Annotated in this window: 21 protein-coding genes; 2 read left to right on the top strand and 19 right to left on the bottom strand. The window is 41.4% G+C overall.

From position 1 onward, the window contains the following. Positions 1 to 122 precede the first annotated feature (122 nt). From H9647_RS04845 to H9647_RS04790, 12 genes are all read right to left on the bottom strand, one after another. A complete protein-coding gene (locus H9647_RS04845) occupies positions 123 to 1,124 on the bottom strand; it encodes a carbohydrate ABC transporter permease (protein WP_225229040.1) in 1,002 nt (333 codons plus the stop codon). A gap of 36 nt (positions 1,125 to 1,160) precedes the next feature. Next, the gene (locus H9647_RS04840; protein WP_191798562.1) at positions 1,161 to 2,060 is read right to left on the bottom strand and encodes a carbohydrate ABC transporter permease; all 900 of its coding nucleotides are present in this window, start codon (positions 2,058 to 2,060) and stop codon (positions 1,161 to 1,163) included. Beyond that, positions 2,057 to 4,624: a DUF5696 domain-containing protein gene (locus H9647_RS04835; protein WP_225229104.1), complete on the bottom strand. Its 2,568-nt coding sequence runs from the start codon at positions 4,622 to 4,624 to the stop codon at positions 2,057 to 2,059. The genes H9647_RS04840 and H9647_RS04835 overlap by 4 nt, the downstream gene beginning before the upstream one ends. 22 nt (positions 4,625 to 4,646) lie before the next feature. Further along, positions 4,647 to 5,267 (bottom strand): Yip1 family protein, encoded by a 621-nt coding sequence (locus H9647_RS04830; protein ID WP_191798560.1) that lies wholly within the window; start codon positions 5,265 to 5,267, stop codon positions 4,647 to 4,649. After that, positions 5,248 to 6,735: an NHL repeat-containing protein gene (locus tag H9647_RS04825; protein ID WP_225229039.1), complete on the bottom strand. Its 1,488-nt coding sequence runs from the start codon at positions 6,733 to 6,735 to the stop codon at positions 5,248 to 5,250. Before H9647_RS04825 ends, H9647_RS04830 begins: the two co-directional genes overlap by 20 nt. Before the next feature lie 15 nt (positions 6,736 to 6,750). Continuing rightward, a complete protein-coding gene (locus H9647_RS04820) occupies positions 6,751 to 7,620 on the bottom strand; it encodes a carbohydrate ABC transporter permease (RefSeq protein ID WP_191798559.1) in 870 nt (289 codons plus the stop codon). Positions 7,621 to 7,624: 4 nt separating this feature from the next. Next, positions 7,625 to 8,593 (bottom strand): carbohydrate ABC transporter permease, encoded by a 969-nt coding sequence (locus H9647_RS04815; RefSeq protein WP_191798558.1) that lies wholly within the window; start codon positions 8,591 to 8,593, stop codon positions 7,625 to 7,627. A 16-nt stretch (positions 8,594 to 8,609) separates the two neighbouring features. Then, positions 8,610 to 11,540 carry an extracellular solute-binding protein gene (locus tag H9647_RS04810; RefSeq protein WP_191798557.1) on the bottom strand — a complete coding sequence of 977 codons (2,931 nt, stop codon included), beginning with the start codon at positions 11,538 to 11,540 and terminating at the stop codon, positions 8,610 to 8,612. Between the two features lie 132 nt (positions 11,541 to 11,672). Continuing rightward, on the bottom strand, positions 11,673 to 13,034 hold the full coding sequence (locus tag H9647_RS04805; RefSeq protein ID WP_225229103.1) for an ABC transporter substrate-binding protein: 1,362 nt from the start codon (positions 13,032 to 13,034) through the stop codon (positions 11,673 to 11,675). A 489-nt stretch (positions 13,035 to 13,523) separates the two neighbouring features. Next, positions 13,524 to 14,555: a LacI family DNA-binding transcriptional regulator gene (locus H9647_RS04800; protein ID WP_225229102.1), complete on the bottom strand. Its 1,032-nt coding sequence runs from the start codon at positions 14,553 to 14,555 to the stop codon at positions 13,524 to 13,526. Positions 14,556 to 14,649: 94 nt separating this feature from the next. Beyond that, a complete protein-coding gene (locus tag H9647_RS26285) occupies positions 14,650 to 14,823 on the bottom strand; it encodes a UTRA domain-containing protein (RefSeq protein WP_404822582.1) in 174 nt (57 codons plus the stop codon). Positions 14,824 to 15,026: 203 nt separating this feature from the next. Then, positions 15,027 to 16,292 carry an MFS transporter gene (locus H9647_RS04790; protein WP_191798554.1) on the bottom strand — a complete coding sequence of 422 codons (1,266 nt, stop codon included), beginning with the start codon at positions 16,290 to 16,292 and terminating at the stop codon, positions 15,027 to 15,029. A 308-nt stretch (positions 16,293 to 16,600) separates the two neighbouring features. Here H9647_RS04790 and H9647_RS04785 point away from each other — a divergent pair, with 308 nt between their 5' ends. Further along, positions 16,601 to 16,744, top strand: coding sequence for a sporulation protein YjcZ (locus H9647_RS04785; protein WP_191798553.1), 144 nt, complete (start codon positions 16,601 to 16,603; stop codon positions 16,742 to 16,744). A gap of 58 nt (positions 16,745 to 16,802) precedes the next feature. On the opposite strand, the gene H9647_RS04780 is transcribed toward H9647_RS04785, so the two are convergent. Further along, positions 16,803 to 17,702 (bottom strand): NAD(P)/FAD-dependent oxidoreductase, encoded by a 900-nt coding sequence (locus H9647_RS04780; RefSeq protein ID WP_191798552.1) that lies wholly within the window; start codon positions 17,700 to 17,702, stop codon positions 16,803 to 16,805. A gap of 198 nt (positions 17,703 to 17,900) precedes the next feature. On the opposite strand from H9647_RS04780, the gene H9647_RS04775 reads away from it, so the two are divergent. Then, the gene (locus H9647_RS04775) at positions 17,901 to 18,554 is read left to right on the top strand and encodes a hypothetical protein (RefSeq protein WP_191798551.1); all 654 of its coding nucleotides are present in this window, start codon (positions 17,901 to 17,903) and stop codon (positions 18,552 to 18,554) included. 105 nt (positions 18,555 to 18,659) lie between these two features. On the opposite strand, the gene H9647_RS04770 is transcribed toward H9647_RS04775, so the two are convergent. From H9647_RS04770 to H9647_RS04745, 6 genes are all read right to left on the bottom strand, one after another. Then, a complete protein-coding gene (locus H9647_RS04770; protein ID WP_191798550.1) occupies positions 18,660 to 19,214 on the bottom strand; it encodes a hypothetical protein in 555 nt (184 codons plus the stop codon). A gap of 248 nt (positions 19,215 to 19,462) precedes the next feature. Continuing rightward, entirely contained in the window at positions 19,463 to 19,801 is a 339-nt protein-coding gene (locus H9647_RS04765) for a DUF3243 domain-containing protein (protein ID WP_191798549.1), read from the bottom strand. Between the two features lie 283 nt (positions 19,802 to 20,084). Next, positions 20,085 to 20,942 (bottom strand): prohibitin family protein, encoded by an 858-nt coding sequence (locus tag H9647_RS04760; RefSeq protein ID WP_191798548.1) that lies wholly within the window; start codon positions 20,940 to 20,942, stop codon positions 20,085 to 20,087. Continuing rightward, a complete protein-coding gene (locus H9647_RS04755; protein ID WP_191798547.1) occupies positions 20,920 to 21,078 on the bottom strand; it encodes a hypothetical protein in 159 nt (52 codons plus the stop codon). Before H9647_RS04755 ends, H9647_RS04760 begins: the two co-directional genes overlap by 23 nt. A 152-nt stretch (positions 21,079 to 21,230) precedes the next feature. Continuing rightward, the gene (locus H9647_RS04750; RefSeq protein ID WP_191798546.1) at positions 21,231 to 22,139 is read right to left on the bottom strand and encodes an NAD(P)/FAD-dependent oxidoreductase; all 909 of its coding nucleotides are present in this window, start codon (positions 22,137 to 22,139) and stop codon (positions 21,231 to 21,233) included. 165 nt (positions 22,140 to 22,304) lie between these two features. Further along, positions 22,305 to 22,490, bottom strand: coding sequence for a hypothetical protein (locus H9647_RS04745; RefSeq protein ID WP_191798671.1), 186 nt, complete (start codon positions 22,488 to 22,490; stop codon positions 22,305 to 22,307). Positions 22,491 to 22,555 lie beyond the last annotated feature (65 nt).

Genomic DNA, 22,555 nt, shown 5'->3' with positions numbered 1-22,555 from the left:
GCTCAGATGATATCATCCTCTGCTCATTGTCTCATGTTATCGAAAACGTTTCAATTATTTTGTTATCCTAATTTTAGGTTTTTGAATAACTGTTGAAAAAACATTGTTTTGTTTTCTGTTAATTAACCTACTACTCCCGTTCTCTCCACACTTTCGACGAAATAACGTTGTACAAATAGATACAATAAGATGAGAGGGGCAATCGCTAGCAATATTCCAGTATCAACGAGCATCGCTACATGGTTCGGATCTGCTTTAATATCCGTACCAGATAACCCGAGCAACTGCGGAATAATCAAGTTAATCTGCGAAGGAAGAGATGAAACTTTTAATGACATCAGATTCGTCTCGCTCATAAACAGCGACGGATAAAAGGTGTCATTGTACGTCCACACAAAAGAGAACAGCATAACGGTGATCATCGGAGGAACCGCATTAGGAAGCATAATTCGTATGAATGTCTTTATTCCTCCTGCACCATCAATCAGAGCAGCCTCTTCGATTTCTTTCGGCATTCCTTTAAAAAACTGACGGAAAATATAGATAAATAGTCCCGCTTTCAGTCCTGTTGCCGTACCTGCTGTAATCATGGATGGCCAGTAGGTGTTAAGTAGATTAACCCCTTCTTTTCCAGTGAAAAGGGAGATCATACCCAAAATATCAAAACTTCGAAAGTGCAAATACATTGGCACCATAAGCGTACTAGAAGGTACAAGAATGGTAAGAATCACCATTCCGAATAAGATTTTGCTGCCTGGAAATTCAAATCTAGCAAACCCGTATCCTGCAAGAGCCGTAGATGCCGTCGTAAGAACCATCATCACAAATACGTATAGGAGCGTATTACCTAGCAGCGGGAAGTAGTTCAACACCTCGGATGCAAGCTTTATGTTATCCAGTGTAAAATGGACAGGAATCATATAGATAGTGGGATTATAAATATCTCCCTTATCTTTAAAGGCTGTCGAGATTTTCATAAGAATCGGGTACAAGATGACAAATGATATACCAATGATGAGCACATAGCGAAAAATAGACCAAAGGGCATCGAGCAATTTATTTTTCGTTCGCTGCATCTTAAATACAACCGCATCACTTCTACCCTGTTTTGTTGCCGTTTCCATGAGCCTCCACCTCCTCATTCGTTATCTAACGTGAACTCAGTTATAATGAACTTTTTTCGAAATTAGGAACCCAATGATGAGAAGCAGTATGCCTACGACAATCGTATATAGCCAGGACATAGAAGCACTCAGCCCAAAGTTTTGTGTTTGGAATGCCGTCGTATAGATCGTTTGCGTGATCGGACTTGTTGTAAAAGAATCAATCACCGTATAAATGACATTCGTTAAAATTAGTGGACTTACCATTGGAAATGTAATCTTCCAAAAAGACTCATAACCGGTAGCACCCTCCATTTTGGCTACTTCATACATCGTAGTAGGTACAGATTGGAGTGCGGCAAGAAAAATAAGGATCTGTACACCTGAGCTGCGGATGATATCGTAAATGCGCATAACAGCATCAACAATATAATCAGTCATGACCAGCGGCATACCTGCTTCTGCGAGCAAATTCACCATTGCCATTGTATTAAACTGAGAAGACGAAAGGCCTGCTTCCTCAGCAGCCGTAGCGTTACCAATCAGATTAATCAAGCCGGCTGCTTCAGCCGAAGCAACGGCTCCTGATGCTAGAATAACAGGTAAAAAGAAAATGGCTCTTGCAAGAGAACGTCCTCTGAACTTCTGATTCAGCAGTACAGCAGAGAAGAGACTGAAGAATAAAATCAGCGGTACATTTACAATCATTTGTAACACGGATTCAGTTAAAATCCGATTATAATTCGCATCAATAAACAGCGCTTCCCGGAAATTATTCCAAGCTGTGAACTTCAGTTCATATCCCCCGGGAACGACACTTAGATCACTCATGCTGAACCGAATCGATTGAATCATCGGCATTAAGAACAGAAAGATAAATCCCACCAGCCAAGGCGATATGAAAAGTAACCCGAGTAAGGATCTCTTTCTGGTTAGTGTGAGTCCCATCCCTTTCATGATTCATCACCGCCTACGAAATAATGCTGAGCTGGGATAGAAACCTTGCCTATGACAACAGGCTTATCGTTATAATTAATCCATAAGTTCGTTCCATTACTGTACTGCATTTCAATCACTCCCGGCTGATGAACTACGCGTTCATCAATATGAACGGTACGAAGAGGAGCTAGAATTTCGTTTACTTCCTGATACATCTTCGTCGCTTCATCTATCCATTCCTCATAATGGGTCGAGTACATCTTGTCATGACGAGTAAATTTAAGTTCTGAAGCAGGTTCTGCGCTCCACAGAAAATGAGGTGCCCTTCCCTGTTCCAAACTTTGTAAGAGCTGTGACTTAACATCCGTATCTGCCGCTAGATTCATAGGTTCACCAGCGTAATCTTTATATCCATGAATTACCATTTGATAAAAAGGTACGGTTACGTCAGTAAGCTGAAAACCACTTGAACCTGAAGGGGTATTAATAATATGTTTGGCAGAGCCAAGCGCGTATATATTCCCTCCAGATACCATTAGATTCGGATATTTTTCCGCCAGGAGCGCTGTTTGCTCTTCTGATATTTGTCTTGCTGTTTCTTTAAAAATGATGCGTTTATTGCGATAATCTGAATGTAGCGCATCTCCTAGATCGCGAAGGGAAAGCCCTTCGATTCCTTTACTTTCGTATTTCTCCATAAATTTAGAAACGACATCCGGCACTTTGGATGGAGACAATAGATAATAACTATCCAGTCTAGTTGACATCCGATTAAGCGCTCTATCATACGGAGATAACAATGCTTCTTCTTTTGTAATAAAACGGGAAGCATCCCTAGATGTACTGAATCCATTTCCTTTTTGATAGACATGTAAGAAAGCAACATCGGGATAAAGACCGCCGCCATTCTTTTGAAGCAAGTCATTAAGCACCTTCAACTCTTTCGTACTCCCTAGTCCCGCTGAACGAAGCTGAGCAGGAACCTTATGCTCAATTCCTTCGCCAAACCATCCAAGATATCGCATCTGTATACTTGAGATACCTTCCTTCTGAAGCGCTTCTGTTATTTGCGCTGCTTCTTCAAAAGTGGTCATAGGTGCAGTTGCGTTATAAGGTACACCCAAGAAAGACTCTCTTTTATCGACAGCACCGAGCACATCAACATAGAAAGGAAGATCTCCCTCTTCTGTTGTCTGCGTCAATTTCCCTTCCTTAACAAGCATCTCCTGATATGTTTTTGCCATGCCAGAATAGTTCGCTTCATCGCCGGATAAGAAGGAGTATTTCACCTGTACATCGCCTGTATATTTGTCATCGGATAGAAGCTGAATCTCTTGGATTTTGCTGCCTGTATAAAGTTCAAGCTCATCTTCACCTCTGACGATAAAACGGCTGTACACATGATTGTAGGAATTTTGTTTTCCACTGATATCAGCAGCAACACTAGCATTCCCATCGCCTTTTTCAATGACTGCAAAAAATGCGCGATCACCGCTTACCAGACCATAAACGGGCATTCGTGCTTTTTCAGCCACCTGACCTCTTGACCGGCTGTTATCATTCGCATCTGCACCATAAAGAGGCTGTACATACTGCTCTTCCTTGGTCTTGCCGTTATCTAAATAGATCAGGCTACCCGTACCATCAGGAACGAGCATATAACCTGTTTCGCCTGCTTTAGCTGCGCCAAAATAAGCAAGTAAATCAATACTTTGAATGCGTTGTCCTTCACTTTCTTCCAACTGACTTAGCGGAACCGTTGCCGTAAGTGTATCGCCTTCAAGACGATATTCAAGCGGAATTTTAAATTTCGCCTTACCTTGCCCATCAGATGCAGCCATTCCATTCTCTTCGTTATCCGCAGCAAGATCTTCTGCTGTATATCCTGCTTCTTCAAAAGCAGCCGTCATTTTTCGGAGTACGAGTGGACGGCTAACTTGAGCATCAGCCCTCTCCAGAATTTCCGGATTGGCTTCCGACACCAGGTATCTGGTCTCCACATATTTCGCAGTTGCTGGACTTAGTTTATCGAGCACTTTCTCTTGCAGACGCTGTTTGCTAATCAATTTTGGAAGAGCATCAATGCCAAGTTCCGTATCTCCGATCGTATATTCAATACGGACGCCGTCCTGAATGCTAAACAATTCGAACTGCTCTTTTTCTATACTAAGTTTATGATTCGTATAAGTATCCTGCACTCCAAGTGTGTTACGGAAAGATATAGACAACTGCGATGACATGACATCTTTTTCAAAAGCAGCCGCGATTGAATCTTCCGCACGCTCTTCGGGATTGGAGTACCATATATCTCCTGATTTTGCGTCTTTAACTGCAATTACCGTAGTCTTCGGATCGATATAAAGACTCAAGGCATCATTCGCGGCAGCCAGCGTCATACCTGGAATCCCTGTACTCTGATCACTCATCGCCCGAAATGGTTCATGTTCTCCTTTTTCTGACGTCACCGACTGAATATAACTTTGCGGTTCAATGCTGGTAATACGCCCGCTTCCGAGCAGAAAAAATACAGAACTCGCAAGCAAAAGGACGCAAGCCAGTATGATATAAGCACTTTTTTTCATGTTCACTAGACTTACGCCTCCTTTATATTCGGAATATCAATTCCCGGTAGATATTAACGATAAACTCGATCATTTGCTGAATTAGACTAAAGACCAGTGTACCTAGAAAAACCATAATTCCCATCGTTACAACGGTTAGCAGCATCGTAAGGATCGTCTTCGCTGGGGTATACTGATGAACTGTCATCGTCCCTACAAACAGCAGATATAAGAACCAGATAATAGCAAAGGTATTAAATAAATAATAAAAAGAGCTTTCTTCTACGGTTAAAAATCGGCTAATGAGAGTCATCGGTAGATAGATCAAGATGATGGGTACAAGAGAGTAAGCAGTGGCCATCACAATTTCTCGGAATTTCCCCTCTCCCTCCATAAGGGTCGTAATCGACCAACCTGCAATGCACCATAGAAAAAAAGGAAGAATAACATATTGAAGTTCAGCTAAACTATTCAGCGTTCTTGGGTCATTGTAGTTAACTAGAAAACCTGCAAATTGCCGCTGAAGGACAAACGTAAGAAACAGAACGAATACAATAATGAGAGCAACTTTGACTTTTCCTTTTCCTTCATATTTCAAATCCCAGAAACCGTCGAATGGATGTACGATCAGATGCAATGGGAACTTAAAAAAGTCCTGCTTCATTTCGCTCTCCCCTCCTTCTGCTCCGTGATCGAACTGCCCGTAAAGCAATAATCAGTACAACTCCGCCGGTAGCTACCGTCAAAAAGGTCCCGAAATGTTCCTGTAGCACTTCTTTCCGATGGCGTTTAAAGGCAACTGAGTAATTTTTACGGTCCATCCCAAGTTTAAAATACTCCATTGCTGCTTTATTCTGCTTATCATACAAAAGTGATTTTCCAATACCGATATAAGCGATATCGTAGTTTGCATTCAGACGCAGAACCTCTCGCCATTTCTCAACTGCTTTTGTGTCATCACCGGCATAATGGTGTGCAACGGCTTCTTGAATTGCAGTTCCATATTCCGTCGGTTTGAAAATGGTAATCGTTTCTTTTCCCTGATCCAATATCAGTTGCTTATTTCCCAGTCGGTCTAATGCTACCGGTGTACGGAACGTACCGACCTGCGTACCGATCCCTCCAAAGATGAATAGAAGATTACCTTCGTCGTTATAGGTGAACACCCGTCCGCGCAGTGCATCAAGTACACTGTACATCCCGTTGCCCCAATACTTGATATCAACGAGTCGGGAGGGACCTCCCGATGCACCTCTTAAGCGGTATACAAGATCTCCTTTGACATCAAAATAACCGTAACGTTTCAGTACATCTTCACCGGAAGGATTCAATCTTTTTACAGGTTCCGTTGATCCTGGATCTACGTTAGTTGCGTACAGAAATCCTTTGCTGCCTATATCAAGATTTGAGAACTCGGTTGGTATATATAATTGCATCTGTTTCTTTTGAGCATCACTTGCAAGGAGCCTCCATATGTAGTCTGTAAAATCACGCCGAACTTTGTTGGTTCCAGAGTATCCGATAAATTCACCATTATTATCAAATTGCAACATTCCTTCATATGCCCCTCTTGCGATGACAAAAACCCGCCCGCCAGCGTCTACTGACAACTTAAGTGGGACGAAGGAAAAGGAAGCTCCCAGTAAATCGGACTGAGGATTTTCAATGATATGAATCAGGTTTCCTTCTGGAGACAAAACAACAACTCGTTTATTTTCCGTATCCGCTACATACAAATTCCCATCTTCGCTTACGACTACCCCGCTCGGGGCTAGAAAAGTATCTTCTTTTGAATCATGCTGGAAGGAGGTGATCACTTTTACCACCTTCCAGTCATCCGTCAAAATCACAATTCGGTTATTTCCCGTATCTGCAATGTAAATCTCCCCCTCGTTTGACACAAAGAGATCTTGAGGTGTAGAAAAACTGCCGATTCCGAGATCTTGCCCTGATATACTTTTCTCTGGCAAATATGCATCTGGAGCAGGTACCGCTTCCTCATAATAATCGTAGGTGTAACTCTCATAAGGAGCCTTTGCAAGTACTGCGGTGCCATGGGAAGCAAGTGCCATGGAACAAACAGCAACACCCAGAATCGTGCGGCTGAGAAGACGTCTATATGCTTGCTTCATTGGTATCCACCCTCCTCATTCCTTCATTCCGGATGTGGCCATTGTTTCAATAATCCGGCTTTGTGAGAAGACAAAAATCGTAATCGGCACACTCATCATCATCAGTGCAACCGCAGCTCCAACCCCAGCTCTTGCGATCCCGCCTTGTACGATATTGGTGGTTGCCGAAGTCAGCGTCTTGAGCTGCTCACTATAAATAAAGCCATTGCCATCCGTTCCCCATAAGATTTGAAATAGTAAAATGATTAAAGTCAGCCAAGCCGGCTTTACGTTAGGCATAACAATCGTCCAGAAAATCCGATATTCCGTTGCCCCATCGATTTTTGCTGCTTCGATTAGTGCATCAGGAATCTGCTCCATGAACTGCTTCATAAGGTACAGCCCTAACGGGTATGAGAAAGCTGGAATAATGACCGCCCAGTAAGTGTCAACCCATCCTAACCAAGACATGATCATGTACGTAGGAATTGCAGTAACTGCAGGAGTAAACATCAGTGATAATACAATGAGCTTAAACGTGAGATTACTGCCTGGGAAACGATGTTTTGCAAGCGGGTAAGCAGCTGCTGATGCTAACAGCACGTGCCCAACAATCCCTACACCCGTGATAAATACCGTATTAAAGATATACCTTGTAAAAGGAACCCATGAGGCACCCAGCAGATTTATTAAGTCTGCAAAGTTATCTAGGGTAGGATTTCTCACGAACAAAGTTGGAGGAAAAATAAAGATTTCATCCAGCGGTTTAAAAGCAGCATTGATTGCATACACCAATGGCAACACCATAAAAGCACCGATCACAGCCAGGAGCAGAAAGAGGAAGAAGCTGCCCCAGAAAGAGCGATTCACTCTTTTATTACGGAACATGCTAAGCGTAAAATTCATCGCTTTACTCACCTACTTTCCTGAGCAATTTTTGAACGATCATGTTAGAACCCACCATTAGCATGAATAGAACGGTAGCAATTGCGGATGCAAAACCCATCTCGAATCGGATGGTACCGAAATCCATTAAGTGAGTAACAATCGTTTCTGCGGCATAGTTGACGCTCGGAAAACCTGCCAGCTGAATGGATACATCGGCTACAGCAAACGAAGAAGTGATTTGAATAACAGCACCAAACATCAGCTGTGGTTTCATCGAAGGCAGCGTAATATACCACAGCTCTTGCCAGCGGTTCTTTATTCCATCCACCGCACCTGCTTCATAGAGCGTCTTATCTACCGTTTGCAGTCCAGCAATAAATGCTAAGAAACCTGTTCCAAGACTTAGCCAAAGCTGCACGAGTATGATAATAGGCATGATATACGCTTCTGTTTTGAGCCACTGAATTGGTTCTAGCAGAATGCCCAGCTTAATGAGCAAACCGTTGATGATTCCGTAACGATCTCCCGAAAAGATCAGGAGCCAAATGAAAAATACGTTACCTGAAATGGAAGGTGCGTAGAAAATCAGGGTCATCAGCGCCCGTAATTTCGGGCTAAGTTCATTAATAATCCATGCAAATATAAAACAAGCTAAGTAACTTACAGGACCTGTAATGGCAGCGAATAAAAATGTATTTTTCAAAGCAATTAGAAAAATATCATCTTCTAGAAACAATCTGGTGTAGTTCTGCCAACCGACAAATTTAGGCATTTCGAGCATGTTGAAATAGGTAAAGCTGATTACGATGGATAAAAGAACAGGCAATACTGTAAACATTAAAAACAGGACCATGTAAGGTGCCATCAGGATATATAAATGTTTATTAATTTTGATCTGATGAAGCTTTTGTTTCCGCCGCTCACGGCGCCGAAGCGACCGTTCCTCTGGAGGGACGCCCCCCACTTTATTTTTAAGTTGTAAATCTGACATGACGTCTCACCCTCCTTTACTCCGGCAGACCGAATTCATTACGTTTTACACGAATCTCATCTTGGATATATTGTACATAGTCCATAAGTGCTTCTCTTGGTTCGATCTTTGCATCAACGGAACGATAGAATGCATTAATGAGATGGCGGCCGGTAAAATATCCACCTGGCACTTCCGGTATTCCTCTGACCCACTCCATCTGCTTTTGCAGATTCTCATAATCTTCGACTGGCCAAGGAAGTTTCTCGAGTGCTGCGATATTCGCCGTTGGATATCTGGCTGCTGCACCCATCAGCCCTTCCATTTCTCTTCCGAATTTGACTTGCGTCTCTTCACTAGTCCACCACTTCATATACTCCCATGCCGCTTGTTTATCTGCTGCATCTTCGAGCATCAGTACCCCGCTTCCACCGCTGGCAACCGTGTGATCAGTAGATCCGTCTGCTTGCACGGTACCAGGAATCATAGTAAATCCCCACATTCCTCGAATTTCCGGAGCAAACACAGTCAGCTGGTTATAGGTAGTGTAATCTGCGATACCAATCGGCATCTCGCCTGTTCTGAATCGGTTCGCAAAGTCGTATTCACGTTCTAATTTGTAATCCGTATAAAATTCAGTCCACTGTTTAAACGCTTCCATTCCAATTTTTGAGTCCAGATTAGATTCCTTGCTTCCATCTCTGTAGAACTCACCGCCACCTTGGAATAAGAGCATGGAATACACGGAATTCGGCGGAACGTTTTCACCAGGATATTGAGGCTGCGTTACCAGCGGTAAGCCAAAGTCCATATGATTTTTATCAAGTACAGTCAAGAGGCTTCCTACTTCTTCCCAAGTTTGCGGTGTTTGAAGACCCAGTTCTTCTAGTACGTCTTTTCGGTAAAATAACATATTAAATGTCTGCGTTTCAGGTAAAGCATACACTCCGTTTTCAAAAGTGTAAGGAACCATGGCACTCTCTCTGAACTGCTGCTTCACTTCATTAAAGTCATCAAACTGAGACAAATCAGCCGCAGCTTTTCTCATGGCATAATTCACAGGAACATCGTTACCCATCTGCATTGCTACATCTGGCCCTTCCCCCGAAAGAGTAGCAGGAAGTAGTGAATTCATCGGCACGAGCTTAAGATTGACTTGTATCCCTGATTCCGGCGTAAACGTTTCGTCAATCATTGATTTAATGGTATTGGCCTGATCACGACCGCTTCCAATCCATACGGTTATCGTCTTATCCGTATTTCCCGTAGCAGCATTACCAATCTGGTCATAATCAATAAAGAAGGAATAGAAGAAGGTTACGATCTCGTGCCAAGTGCGGGCAAACCATCCCATCCCTTTTTCCGGAGCTTTTTTCCCAGGAGAAGTAACATAGATAGCATCAATTTCCAGCGGTTGTTCCCTTGTTTGCTGTAACCAAGTTCCAAGTCCGCCTGTATTGGTTTTATATGCAGATAACCTTCTCGGTATCGTATCCGGATCTTCAATCATTTCATCGAGCTGCAGAGCCATCGTTTTGAGCAGGGCATCTTGATCCCCTTCTTCGTCAGATAACTCACGTAAACGTTTTCCTACTGCTTTTAATCGTTCGCTTTCATTTGCAAAAACATCCAGGATATTAGGTACGCGTTCGCTAAGTCTGTAATCCCGTACTTCATCCGGTGCTGTACCTGTAATCATTAATATTTTTCGGTACATGGCATTTAGTTCAGTTAGACTTTCTTGTACCTCTCTAATCAGTGATGCAAATTCACCCAAACTTACTTCCATTCGAATGACGTTTGTTCCCTTTTTCAAATGATACAAATAAGGATTCTCATCATCCCCCATAACTTGCATCGCATAACTGCTCTTGTAACGGAAGGATACTCTATTCATTTCTTGAAAAGGAATTTCTCCGTTAATCATGATTTTTCGGGTAGAATAGACTCCTCGTGAGAAGTTTTGCTTTGCTTTAAAAGCTAGCTCGTACATGCCTTCCTCGGGCACTTCTACGTTCCATTCAATCCACTGACCGGGGATTCGCCAGTTATACCCCCCTATCGTATTGATTTTAGATACGGACGGGCTATACGGCTGCACTGCCGGTGAGGAACGATCCATTAACGGATAAAGTGTCGGTGAGGATTTAGCTGACGCTTTTTCAGCTTGAAGTTCTATGAACACATCGTCAGGCGTACGCTGCACCTGATCCTTATACTCTGCAGCATATGTAGTATATTCGGGCGGAAGCTCCTCATGTAAAAGTCTGATTTCATTGATCACCATCGGCTCACGCTGAGACGTAAGCGTTAATGTGTGTTCTCCCTCGCTAAAATAAAAAGTGAATGGTTCTTCATAATATCCATTGGAATCTTTAAACAAGGTCGTTTTCCATACTGGTTTTTCCTGCTGTTGAGGCCTAAGATCATTTCCTCGATTATCCTGCTGAGGCTCATCCTTTACATTGCCCCATACTCTGTCCATCTGTATGAAAGCTGCTTCTTGAAAAGGAAGTTCACCATCGATCAGAACACTTCGTTCTATGGCAGAACTTTTCCCTTCGATTGGATAGTAGTTCGTTTCCAGCTGGTACAAACCTGGATCTGCTACTTCAAAAGTCCACGTGACACTGCTTTTTTCTCCGGTTTTTACCGACTTTCCGGTTTTCCCTTCAAAATCAGTAATGATTTCACTGTCTTCCCCATTCAAATCGCTTACCATATCCGCACCTAATACGATTTCGCTTGTAGGGAAAGGTTCCTCTTTATATTTCTCCATATATTCACTGTACAGTTCAGTGCTGGAAAGTTGATATCCATTATCTTCGCTTATTGAAGTCGACGAAGATGACAAATCACCCTTTTCGGTCTCTACATTATCTGTGTTTACTGAAGTAGCAAAGGCCAATTGACTGTTGCCTCCGGCAAATACAAGCGATACACAACCCGCAATAATAATACTTTTCATGATCCATACGCAGACTCTTCTCTGGCCCTTCAATAGTAACTCCCCCCTCTGCTATCTTAGGCAGATGAATCTACGAAAGGGAGCTTAATTTAATAATGCTCCCTTGTTCTCGTAGATTGCTAAACTTCATACTTATTTGGCTGCTCCCAGCTTGTCGATCGAAGCTTGCGCCTGTTGTTTAAATTTCTCCGCCGCAGATGCAACGGAAGCATTATTCACAATCACATCAGCAATAAAATCATTGAATGGATACTCTGGGTAAGCTTCATCCAACCCTACAAGTCCTGTACCTGTAATATGTTCGCGAATAATACGTGTATCATCTTCCGTGGAGTATAAACTCTCCAAATAGTTTTGCGTTGGATATTCTTCCAGTTGAGGAACATCAAATAATTCTTCAAATACTTGATATACCAATTCCGGATCTTTTACGCCTTTCGGAATGAAATATGCATTCAAACCTGTATCCGCATAAGTGACTTCTGGGCTTCCTTGTGGTCCGACTGGATAAGGGACAACCCCAACTTCAAAGTTCAGATCACCGACCATCCACTGTGCTGCATGGAACATCGCAACGTCTCCGTCTTTAAAGGTGTCGCCTTCTTCCCAATTCACTTTGTCTCCCGTCTTCACTTTTACTACATTGTTGCTGTATAAAGATGCCAAAAATTCAATAGCTTCAATTGCTTTTGGATCTGTAAACCCTTCTTTAGCATTCGATTCCCCATTTTCTGGATCGAGAACAGTGTTTCCACCATTCGCTGCAATAAAGTTACGTCCGACTACAGCTGCCCATCCAGAGAATCCATAAGTATCCATTTTCCCATCGTTATTTGTATCTTTTGTTGCTTGTTTCGCTATTTCAAGGAATTTACTCCAGGTCCACTCGCCATTGTCATACAATTGTTGGAGGTCTGGAAGCCCAAGTTTTTCAAATAGGTCACGATTATAATGAATTCCATGACCGCCGTTTCCTTTGACTCCGCCATTGAAGGCGTATAGCTCTCCAAGAAGCGGTGGTGCTGGATTAGCTAGTCGCTGATCTGTGTTTATACTAGAGGTTGGTGCGGTAAATTCAGAAATTTTGAGAAGCTGGCCTTTCAGAATGGTTGGCAAGGCACTTTTGTATTCAAGGAAGGCAATATCGGAGAATGGTTCTCCTGCAAGAACGGATGTAGTAAACTTATCCATGTACTCTTCAAAAGGTACGTTAACGTATTCGATTTTCACATTATACTTTTCTTCTACTTTTTTCTGTTGCTCAACCAATGCTTGCCCTGTAGCATCTGCATCGGTTGGTGTAAGATCCCACCACGCTGACAGCTTGATTGTTCTACCTCCAAGATCAACAGCAGGTGCTTGTGGTTCTTCTGTCTTTTCTGGAGTTTTTTCTTCCACTTCTGGCGGAGTTGGATTTTCTGCTGTTTTTCCTCCGCTACATCCGGCTACAATCACAAAACACGACACCAACAATAAAATTAAAAGCGCTTTCATGTTTTTCAAAGTACATAGCCCCCTTTGTAATGATGACACCTTGTTACAGTATAGCTGTCTGTTATCTAAAAATGATTGCACCTGCAAAATAAGTGGAATCATTTTACAAAACAACAATAACACCACCTTTTGATTTTAGTCAAACAATTTTTTACATAAATAACATTTTGTTATTTTAAAAGTATGTTACTGTCATTTAGGTATCCCTTTGCTATTTTTTTATAATAGGTCATTACAATAAGCTTTGACGGTTACTTGCCTATATTCTATAGGAGTTCAAGTTAATCAGTTATCCTAACTTCAGCTTCATAATGCAAAGCAATTCCCATTTCCAAATCACTGCCTCGTTGTCTTTAATTGTTCACAATTTCTGAATAACAAAATGAATCATAAGATGTTTTTGTTATGGTCAAAAAAGAAAACAGAAAATAAAAGAACCATTAATTCTGGAATTGGCATCCCAAAATTAATGGTTCCCCTTTTTGATAACTAGCCTCTTTTTACTGTCATATATGTATCCCTGAACATGAGATCTGCATGGATAAGAAGTCGTTCCACCGGTAAAGACGGATGATCTACTCTCCATAACAATTGATCCACTGCCCTTCTCCCAAGTAATGACTTATTCACATCGACTGTAGCCAGTAGCGGAAGATCTGTTTCCACATTATCAAAACCCGTTACAGCGCAGTCTTCTGGTACCGACACATCTTGGTTGGATAATTGTTCAAGAACAAACCGTGCTGTTGAATCATTTACACATACAAATACTTCAGGAAGTTGACTTTTTGGAATCTCGCTCACCGCTTGCTGGAGATCCTCAGTTTCTTCGTGAAACAATTTCGTATTCTGTTCCAAAGGAATGTTATGTTCATCAAGAGTCATTCGAAATGCCGTCCATCGTTCTAAAAAGCTAGGTGCATCATAAATATTCCCTACAAACTGAAACTTGCGATAACCTGTTGCAATTAGTTGATTCATCATCTCTCTCATGAGACTTATATTGTCACTAAAAACGGTGTCACAGTGAAATGCCGAATCGGAATGATCCAACATAACTACAGGGATCTGCATACGTTGAAATTCAAGCAGAAGCGCAGAAGATACAGCACCCACCGTAATCACTCCTTGAATCGCATCGGGATTTAGTAACGAGAACACTTTATCCGAAGAAGGTTCAGTTAGAGTCAGAATATCGAATCCCTTCTCATTAAGCCTTGCAGATATGCCTTCGAACATAGGACCCCAATATAAAGAATCTTTGTTTTGATACCTTATATTCGGAAATAGGACCAAGACTGTACCTGTCTGTTTTCGCCAATCAGGGGGTAGCTCTTTCTCCTTTTCTTGTTCTAACGCAACAGCTCTTGAAGCACCGCCAAATCCATTTTTAAAATAACCCAGCTGTCCCGCAGTACGAATGATCTTATCTCTTGTTTGTTCGCTAACTCCAGATTTGCCTGTGAGTGCTCTTGATACAGCGAATTTGGACACACCAACCGTATCTGCGATTTGCTGCATTGTCACTTTTTTTCGCATCTTCTCACCTGTTTTCTATGGTCAAAATGTTCAGATATAGCGACATCTTATCATATTACAAAGTAAGAAGCCTACTTTATGTCTGATAATCTACAATGTACGGCTTGAGTTTTGTGTTATAGTAGCCAATGCTCCACTCTATGGCATGTTTCATCTCATCATAAGTATACCGATGTCTTTGGAGTACCATTTCTCCTTCTTGCATCGCAAGTTCACTGGCAATCGCTCCAGACAGCGATCGTGAATTGATCCTGATAACGTTCTGCCACGAGATTTTGCTCTTCCAGCCACTCGTACAAAGAAAAATATGTCTTCGTAATGATTCTTCATCTGTTTCTTATCGTCTTCTGACCATAGTTAGGCCCAAAAATTATTTCTGAGTGTTTGTCAGAGCTTTCTCCGGCTAATCATAGAGTTCTCCAAGCCATTAAAGACGGGTTACACCTGGAATAATTACTGGATAACTGTCGGAGTTGAATCTACTTTTCTTGGTTCATGTATCATCAAATAGATACAGTATACAAGCAGAATTATAGCGACTCCCCATTGGATCAAGGATGCGGACACTACTGCTGATTTCACATCTTGAAATTCAGCAAACCTGCTAATCAGCCAGATCATAATCATCTCAAGAATGGACTGAATTAAGCTGTACACACTCGTAACTCTACCAATCATAGAGACGGGAATTTCATTCTGGATGTATGTATAATAACCTGTATTCATGAAGGCTTGGAAGAATGACAAGATGACAAATCCCATACCTGCAACGACCAAGTGATGCGAAAAACTGTAGACAACATAACCTGTTGAAAATAGTAACGCACCATAGCCCAGCAATGACATGGTATGCAGTCTATCTACCATACGAGTCTGAATAAATGAACCTAGCAAAAAACTAATTCCGGTGATGCTTAAGAGCATGCTGTACTGTGAATCACTACTGTGAATGACTTGTGTTATAAAAGAAACTTCCAGCGAATCCAAAGCAGCAGCCATAATCATAATCCCATGAAATAGTCCATAGATCATGATTACTTTTACATGTTTTTTACTAAAGTGCCATACGACCCACCAGTCTTTTTTTAGCACCCTCCACTTGTTACTTATATGACCATGACTTTGCTCTCCTTCTTCCTGAGCAAGCGTAGAGGCAGACCCCATACTAGGTAAACCAGTAAGAAGAAGTGCTGACAAGAGAAATGAGATTCCATTTACTATGATCGCAGTTTTACTGCTGGAAATGGCAAACAAACCACCTGCTGCCGCAGGACCAATAACATAAGCACCTGACTGAGTCAAAGAAACCCATGCATTGTATTTCTTACGTAAAGCAGTTGGAATTAAAGAAACGGTGAAGGCGAGTGAAGCCGGTTCGAACAAAGAACTAGCCATACTGATGAGAAATACGAAGATATAAATAAGAGGTAAAGAAGGTAAAAAGGGAACTGCGAGGATCAAAACAGCCCGAAATAGATCAAGCCAAATCATCATATTCCGTGTATTCCACCGATCTACCAAACTTCCGGCAAATCCTGCAGTAATCATCGTAGCAATGGGCCTAAGAATATATAATAGCCCGACCGCTGCTGGGGATTCTGTCATATGAAGAATCATTAAATTAATAGCAATTAGATAGATCCAATCGCCAATATGAGAAATCCCTATACTTGTGAGCAAAAAGTGAGCATGTCTCTTTTTAAATGCATACAAATTCATGGTTACATCCCTCTCTATATAGAGGGCATATGGCTATATACGTTACACCGGATGCCCTGCATTAACTTTGTTCATCATGATCTCCTCCTTTTCTCATTATTCTCTGTCGTTTGCTACTGTTCATAATACATGTAATGTTCATTATTATCTCCCCTAGAAATTTTATCCATTATCATAACGTATTCTGGTTCATATGACAACCTAAAGTTAAGCCCCGCCCAAATTACGGGCAGATTATCAAGTAGCCCAATCTTCTGCCGCCCTCCATACATAAGATGCAGGAGGTTGTTGAGGGGAGGTCAGTTCATATGAGCAATGATCAACGTAGTGGTGGTTTCGATTGTGGTTGTAGTAATTTTGGATATGGCGGAGGATCTAAGTCGTCGATTGGTGCAATTCTAGTACTCTTTATCCTTCTTGTTATTATCGCCAGTGCATTTTGCAGTTACTAAGCAGATGAAAATCGTAAAGAAAACCCCTTAAAATATAAGGGGTCTTCTTTTCTTTCCCTCAAAAATCAGCATGAATCAAATCCATGTTGATCCCAATTGCCGCCCTACTTCCTTCTCCTGCGGCAATGACTAGCTGGGTCGGCGTGATAACAGAATTATCTCCAGCAGCATAGATTCCCCGAATCGAAGTGCGACCGTAACCATCCGTCTGAATGGCTCCTTTGTCATTCAATTGGCAACGTAGTTTGTAGCTAAGATGGCCTGAATGTGACAGCTGTGGAGTAACAAATCCAGCTTCGCAGGAAAGCTTATCTCCATTTGTAAATGCAATGCCTGCTAATTGGCCATCTTTACCAAGCAACTGGTGAATGGGCTGATCTGTTACCTGGATTCCTCGGACTTGTAGCATTCGATATTGATCTGGTGTTACTATGGAGTGTCCATTCGTACATAACACTAATGCTTTACTCCAATGTTGAATGATCTGTGCTGTTGCAAAAGCATTCTTAGATTCCGTAATGAGGACAAGCTTCTTCCCTCTTACTTCATATCCATCACAGTAGGGACAACTGAACAAACTCTGACCATAAAAAGAGTCTAAGCCTCTGATTTGAGGTAATTTTTCCTGAATCCCGCTGCTTAAAAGTAATGTTCTGGCTGTTTCGCGCGTTCCAGTGGAAGACAGCACTTCAAATCCTCCGCGATTATGATGGCGGACATCTATTACTTCTTCCTCTTTCTTTTGTATAGAAGGATACGCACTTAGATCCTTATAAGCTAGTGTTCTGAACTCCGCTGGTGTTACTCCATCCCTGGTTATAAAACCATGAGAATGACGGGCAGGTGCATGTCTTGGTTTTCCATGATCAAATAGGAGGACTTCCCGCATGGATCGTCCAAGGACTAACGCTGCACTCAGTCCTGCGGGTCCTCCCCCGATAATAATACAATCATACATAGTTACACCTCTTTTATCTCGCGATCTCACTAGGCATTATATGCAGTAGGTAATCGTTCTACGTCCTCTATTACTTCATTATTGTTTCATGGATCTTTCAGCTGAGTTTATATTTCCGTACATGTTCAGTTCATATGAACACCGTAAAATAGACTCATGAAATCTTAAATACCACATACATTGAAGGAGAATTGGATTATGAAACGAAAAAAAAGCTCAATCCTTGCGTCTTTGAGCCTAGCGAGTGCGTTACTTCTCACCTTGTTATCAGGCTGCGGATCAACTACAGACGATGCACAGTCGAATCCATCCGCAGTAACAGAAGCGGATACTACCACTTCTGCAAATGCAAACTTAGAAACACAGGGTACCCTGTTATTGGGTAAAGTTAAATCGATCGAAGGAAGTACACTAACCATCTATACTTCTTCTACCCAGCCAAGTGAAGGGAATGGTGGGAACCCTCCAGCAGGTGAAGCTCCACAAGGCGAGGTTCCGCAAGGCGAAGCTCCGCAAGGTGAGGCTCCGCAAGGTGAAGTGCCTGCTGCTGGCTCGGGAACAGGAACCACTCCGCCAAAACAAGGAGAAGCTCCTGAAGGAACAGTACCTGCAATGCCAGCGGATGGAGCTGCACCGCCAAGTATGGACAATCTATTTACGGATGAAACAATGGAAATTACGATTACAGACTCTACTACTATGCCTTCAACCGAACTAGAAGCTGACGACATTGTGAATATTACTCTTGAAGAGGGAACTCAGAATGCAATATCTATACAAGTTCACGAAGGATTCGGAGGACCCCCACAGAACAGCGCTGAAGATCCAACTACGGAGACAGACACACCTTAATAATCTTCCATAACAATGTTTATCCGTCGCCTTAATAACGAGAAGCCCCTTACCTAGTAGGAAGGGGCTTTTCGTTATTGTTTTATATTAACCTTACGTTATAACTTAAGGAATATACTGCTGAACGATTTGAATCACTTCTCCATCTTGAACAGTAACATGATAAGGGAATTGGCTCATATCTAAGTTATCTTTCTGATTGTAGAGAGCGATAAATTTTTCAAGACTGATTTTTTCGTTCCAGTTGATATCAATATCTTCTGGTTGACCTGTACGGTCGTAAATTTGCACCAATACTTCCGCATCAGGAGCAACTTTTAGCTCGTAAGTCGAAGGATCGTCATTAACGATGTAATAACCATCTGGCGCATAGTCGATGCCAGCATTCGGTTCGTTTTTGACGAGAGCTTCATCCGCAGCCTTACCTTCGAACCACTCGATATCATCTGCTTGAATTTCAAGTTGTCCATCTATGTTATTGAAATTTGTTATATAAATGGTTTCTTTGGTCGTATCCGTTATATCTTTATTTTCAGTCTGAACCTCAGGATTAGATGGTTTTGCTAAGACCGTCGATGCCTCGTAATTCAAATTTCCATATGTAAAGGAACCCATAAAAATTACGCTTAATAAACTTATTGCCAGTATTGTTTTTTTCATCTTGCATCTCTCCTCATATTCAGCATGATTCCCCTACTGCAAATCATCTGACTAGTTCCTAGAGTCGAATAAACTGTACAGCCATCAAAAATAGGGTGAATTTTCATTTCTGTGCACTTTTCAGCTCTAGGTATATTATAAACGTTGTAAATGATGAAAGAGTTTCAAAGTTGTTATTAAAAATATAATAAATTTTCATTTTAATGTTTATTCGGTCCCCTAAGGGACCCGCATACAAATGATCCAGATTAATTTTTAACAAACCGCACAAGTATTCTTGCCAGCGTATCTTTCTCATCTGGATCGGCAACATTCCAAAGTTCCTGAAGCAATTTTTCTTCCCGATTACGCGGTTCTTCCTTCGTTGCTAAAATATCCGCTACTTTTTGGGCTACTTCGGATAATTGTTCTTCGTTTAGACCAAGGGATTCACCGAGTGATAAGCGTCTACTTAGATATTGCTTGAAAGCATCAAAACTTTCCAAGATGTCTTCTTTCTGTTCGGCATCCATACGCTGTATCACGTTCTGTACCTGATCAAGCTTCATTTCTCTATCTTTATTAATCATATGTGTTTGTTCTGACATCAGATATCACTCCAATTTCACATTCTACTTTTTTCCATAACTTGTCTTACTTTTTATTAACCTTGTCTCCATCCTTGAAACAGAAAAACAATAAGAAATCACAGCTTCCTGCATTTTTTATTTTACGAAGGGTTTTGTTGATCCAGATTCCACTCAAGACTCCGTCTCCCATGGCAACTGCGGCTTGTTCTGTGAAAAATTACAGTGAAATTGAAAATATCTTACGTGATGAGCTTAGGAGTGTTGCATAAACAAGAATTAGGGGAGTTTCCTCCCCTTATTGCTATTTACTTGTTTCGACCTTCTGAGTAGGCAGCTGGATCACGGGAGTGTTAGATCCACTCACATATGGTAATACGCCATCCCATTTCTTAACGGTTTCGTATTCTACTAGTTCATCCGTTAATGATTGTAGTAGCACTTCATTTGCCTTGGCTTGGCCTTCTGCTTCGATTAACAATTTATCAGCATTACCTTGTGCTTCCACTCTTTTTCTATCTGCTTCTTTCTTAGCAATCTCTAACTCCGTAGTCTTACGTTCAAGTTCTTGAGAAGCTTCTACTCGTTTATCAATAGCTTCTTGTGTTTTGGCATCTGGTTGCGGCACCCCTACCGTTACGTTGGAAACAATGAAACCAAGTTCTGCCACGTCATCAGAGAAACGTTGTTGTACATCGATAGCTGCATCCGATGATTTCTCTCCATAAACATCAATTACTGTAAACTTAGAAATACCTTTACGTGCTGCATCACGGAATCTTGTTTTCAAATAGGTGTCTTCAATTTCTTCGATACTAATCGGGCCAAACTTATTAAAAATCGATGATACCTTATCTGGCTCTACTTGATAGTTGTAAGCAAAATCAATGGTGATACTTTTACCATCGGAAGTTGCAATCTGAATATCCTTGTATTCTACAGTTTGAATACGAATTGGATATTTAGTAACCTTGTCGAATGCCCCTACCAGTTTCCAACCTTGGCTTAGTGTATTATCCTTAACTCCCCCATTCGGTGAATAAACTACGCCAACATAACCGTTTGGAATACGTGTTACAAATAAACTAACCACTAATATAGCAATAATGATTACAACTCCGATCACGATTCCACCAATTTTAAACGTCTTTAGATTCTTCATTCGCATTCTCCTCTTTCGTAAATTGTTTATATTTCTTCGTCACTTTCTCTCCAACTTTATTAAAGACTGGAGTTAACAGCATCCACACTACAAAAGCTAAAATGATGACTAAGATAATCCCGCCAATAAACGGCATATGATCACTTCCTAAATAGACGTTACTTTATATGTATGTATCAAAATGATGACTAACTACATCTGACGCTGTTTTTGATGGTACATCATTAAAAAATAGCAAAAAAAATACCCCTCTATAGGACGTGATGTTCCTACTTGAGGGGTATCGTTTTATTTTTTCATATGATGGAGGGTTTTGTTGATCCAGATGCCACACAAGACTCCATCACCCATGGCAACTGCGGCTTGTTCTGAATGAATACCAAGATCTCCAGCAATCCATAAATTCTCCACTGTGGACATACGTGATCTTGCATCTGCTGCTACATGTTTATTGTCAGCCACTTCTGCTCCAAGTTGTTCAGCAAGCTCAGAATGAACTTTGTTATTTCCAAAAGCAATAAATCCGCGTTCCGCTTCTATTCTTCTTCCATTTTTCAGAATAACAGTGGAAATCATCCCATCTTCTTGTTCTTCTATTTTTTCAATCGGCTCTTCTATATACTCAATATTTTTATCTTTTAGTTTTTGAAGAATTTCATTTGGGATATCCGCCTGCTCATGATTAATGTATGTCAAATCAGGGGTTTTGCTGGAGAGAATACGAGCCATACCCGCACCCGCTGTTCCCGAACCCATAATGATTGTTTTTTTATTCTTAATCTCGTATCCATCGCAATCAGGGCACACATATACGGACATGCCAAGCGTATTTTTTAGACCAGGAAGTTCAGGATGACGATCCGTTAATCCGGTTGCAAGCAGTAGTGTTTTCGCTTTATATTCTGTGCCGTTTTCTCCTGTTAATGTGAAAATCCCCTCTTCTTTGTGTGCCTTAACGACACGATCATGAATGAACTCTATTCCATATGATTCCGCTTGCTGTCTTCCTCTCTTCCTAAGTTCTTGTCCCGATACTCCGTCCGGAAAACCTAATATATTATGATAGCTTCGGCATAAATTTGATCTACCTTCTCCGTAATCAATAACGAGTACCTTATGCTCAGCGTAACGCCCCAGCTGTATAGCCGCTTGAAGTCCAGCAATTCCTCCACCTACAATAATGCAATCTTGTATCATCCTATCCCTACCTTCTTTCTCGTTCTATCTATTTAGTCAAATGATCATCTCCATTATCCTTAAACATTTTGGTTTATTTTAAACGTAGGTGTACGAACAACAAAAAAGAGACCATGTCCTGCATGATCTCTACAAACCCTACTTTTAAAACGATTTAAGATGGACTTACTTTCGGTAATCAGCACGGTACTTTTCTTCTGTCGAAGAATTGCTTTTTGTCGCTTCTTTATCTTTTTCTTCCTGTTGTTCTAAATTAAGATCTTCCATCGGAATAGGATCGACGTGAAGTTCATCCTCAAAACGATCAAAAAGACTTTCTTCCTCCGTCTTATACTGTTCTGGGTGGTCCATTGTGTTGTGGTTACTCTGTTTTTTATGTTCAGGATCTATGTTCTTGTCTGGTTGATTACGATCTG

The organism is Paenibacillus gallinarum, from assembly GCF_014836635.1.
Taxonomy (GTDB): domain Bacteria; phylum Bacillota; class Bacilli; order Paenibacillales; family Paenibacillaceae; genus Paenibacillus; species Paenibacillus gallinarum.
The sequence above is the reverse complement of the archived record's forward strand: the minus strand, read 5'-3'. Positions and strand labels throughout refer to the sequence as shown.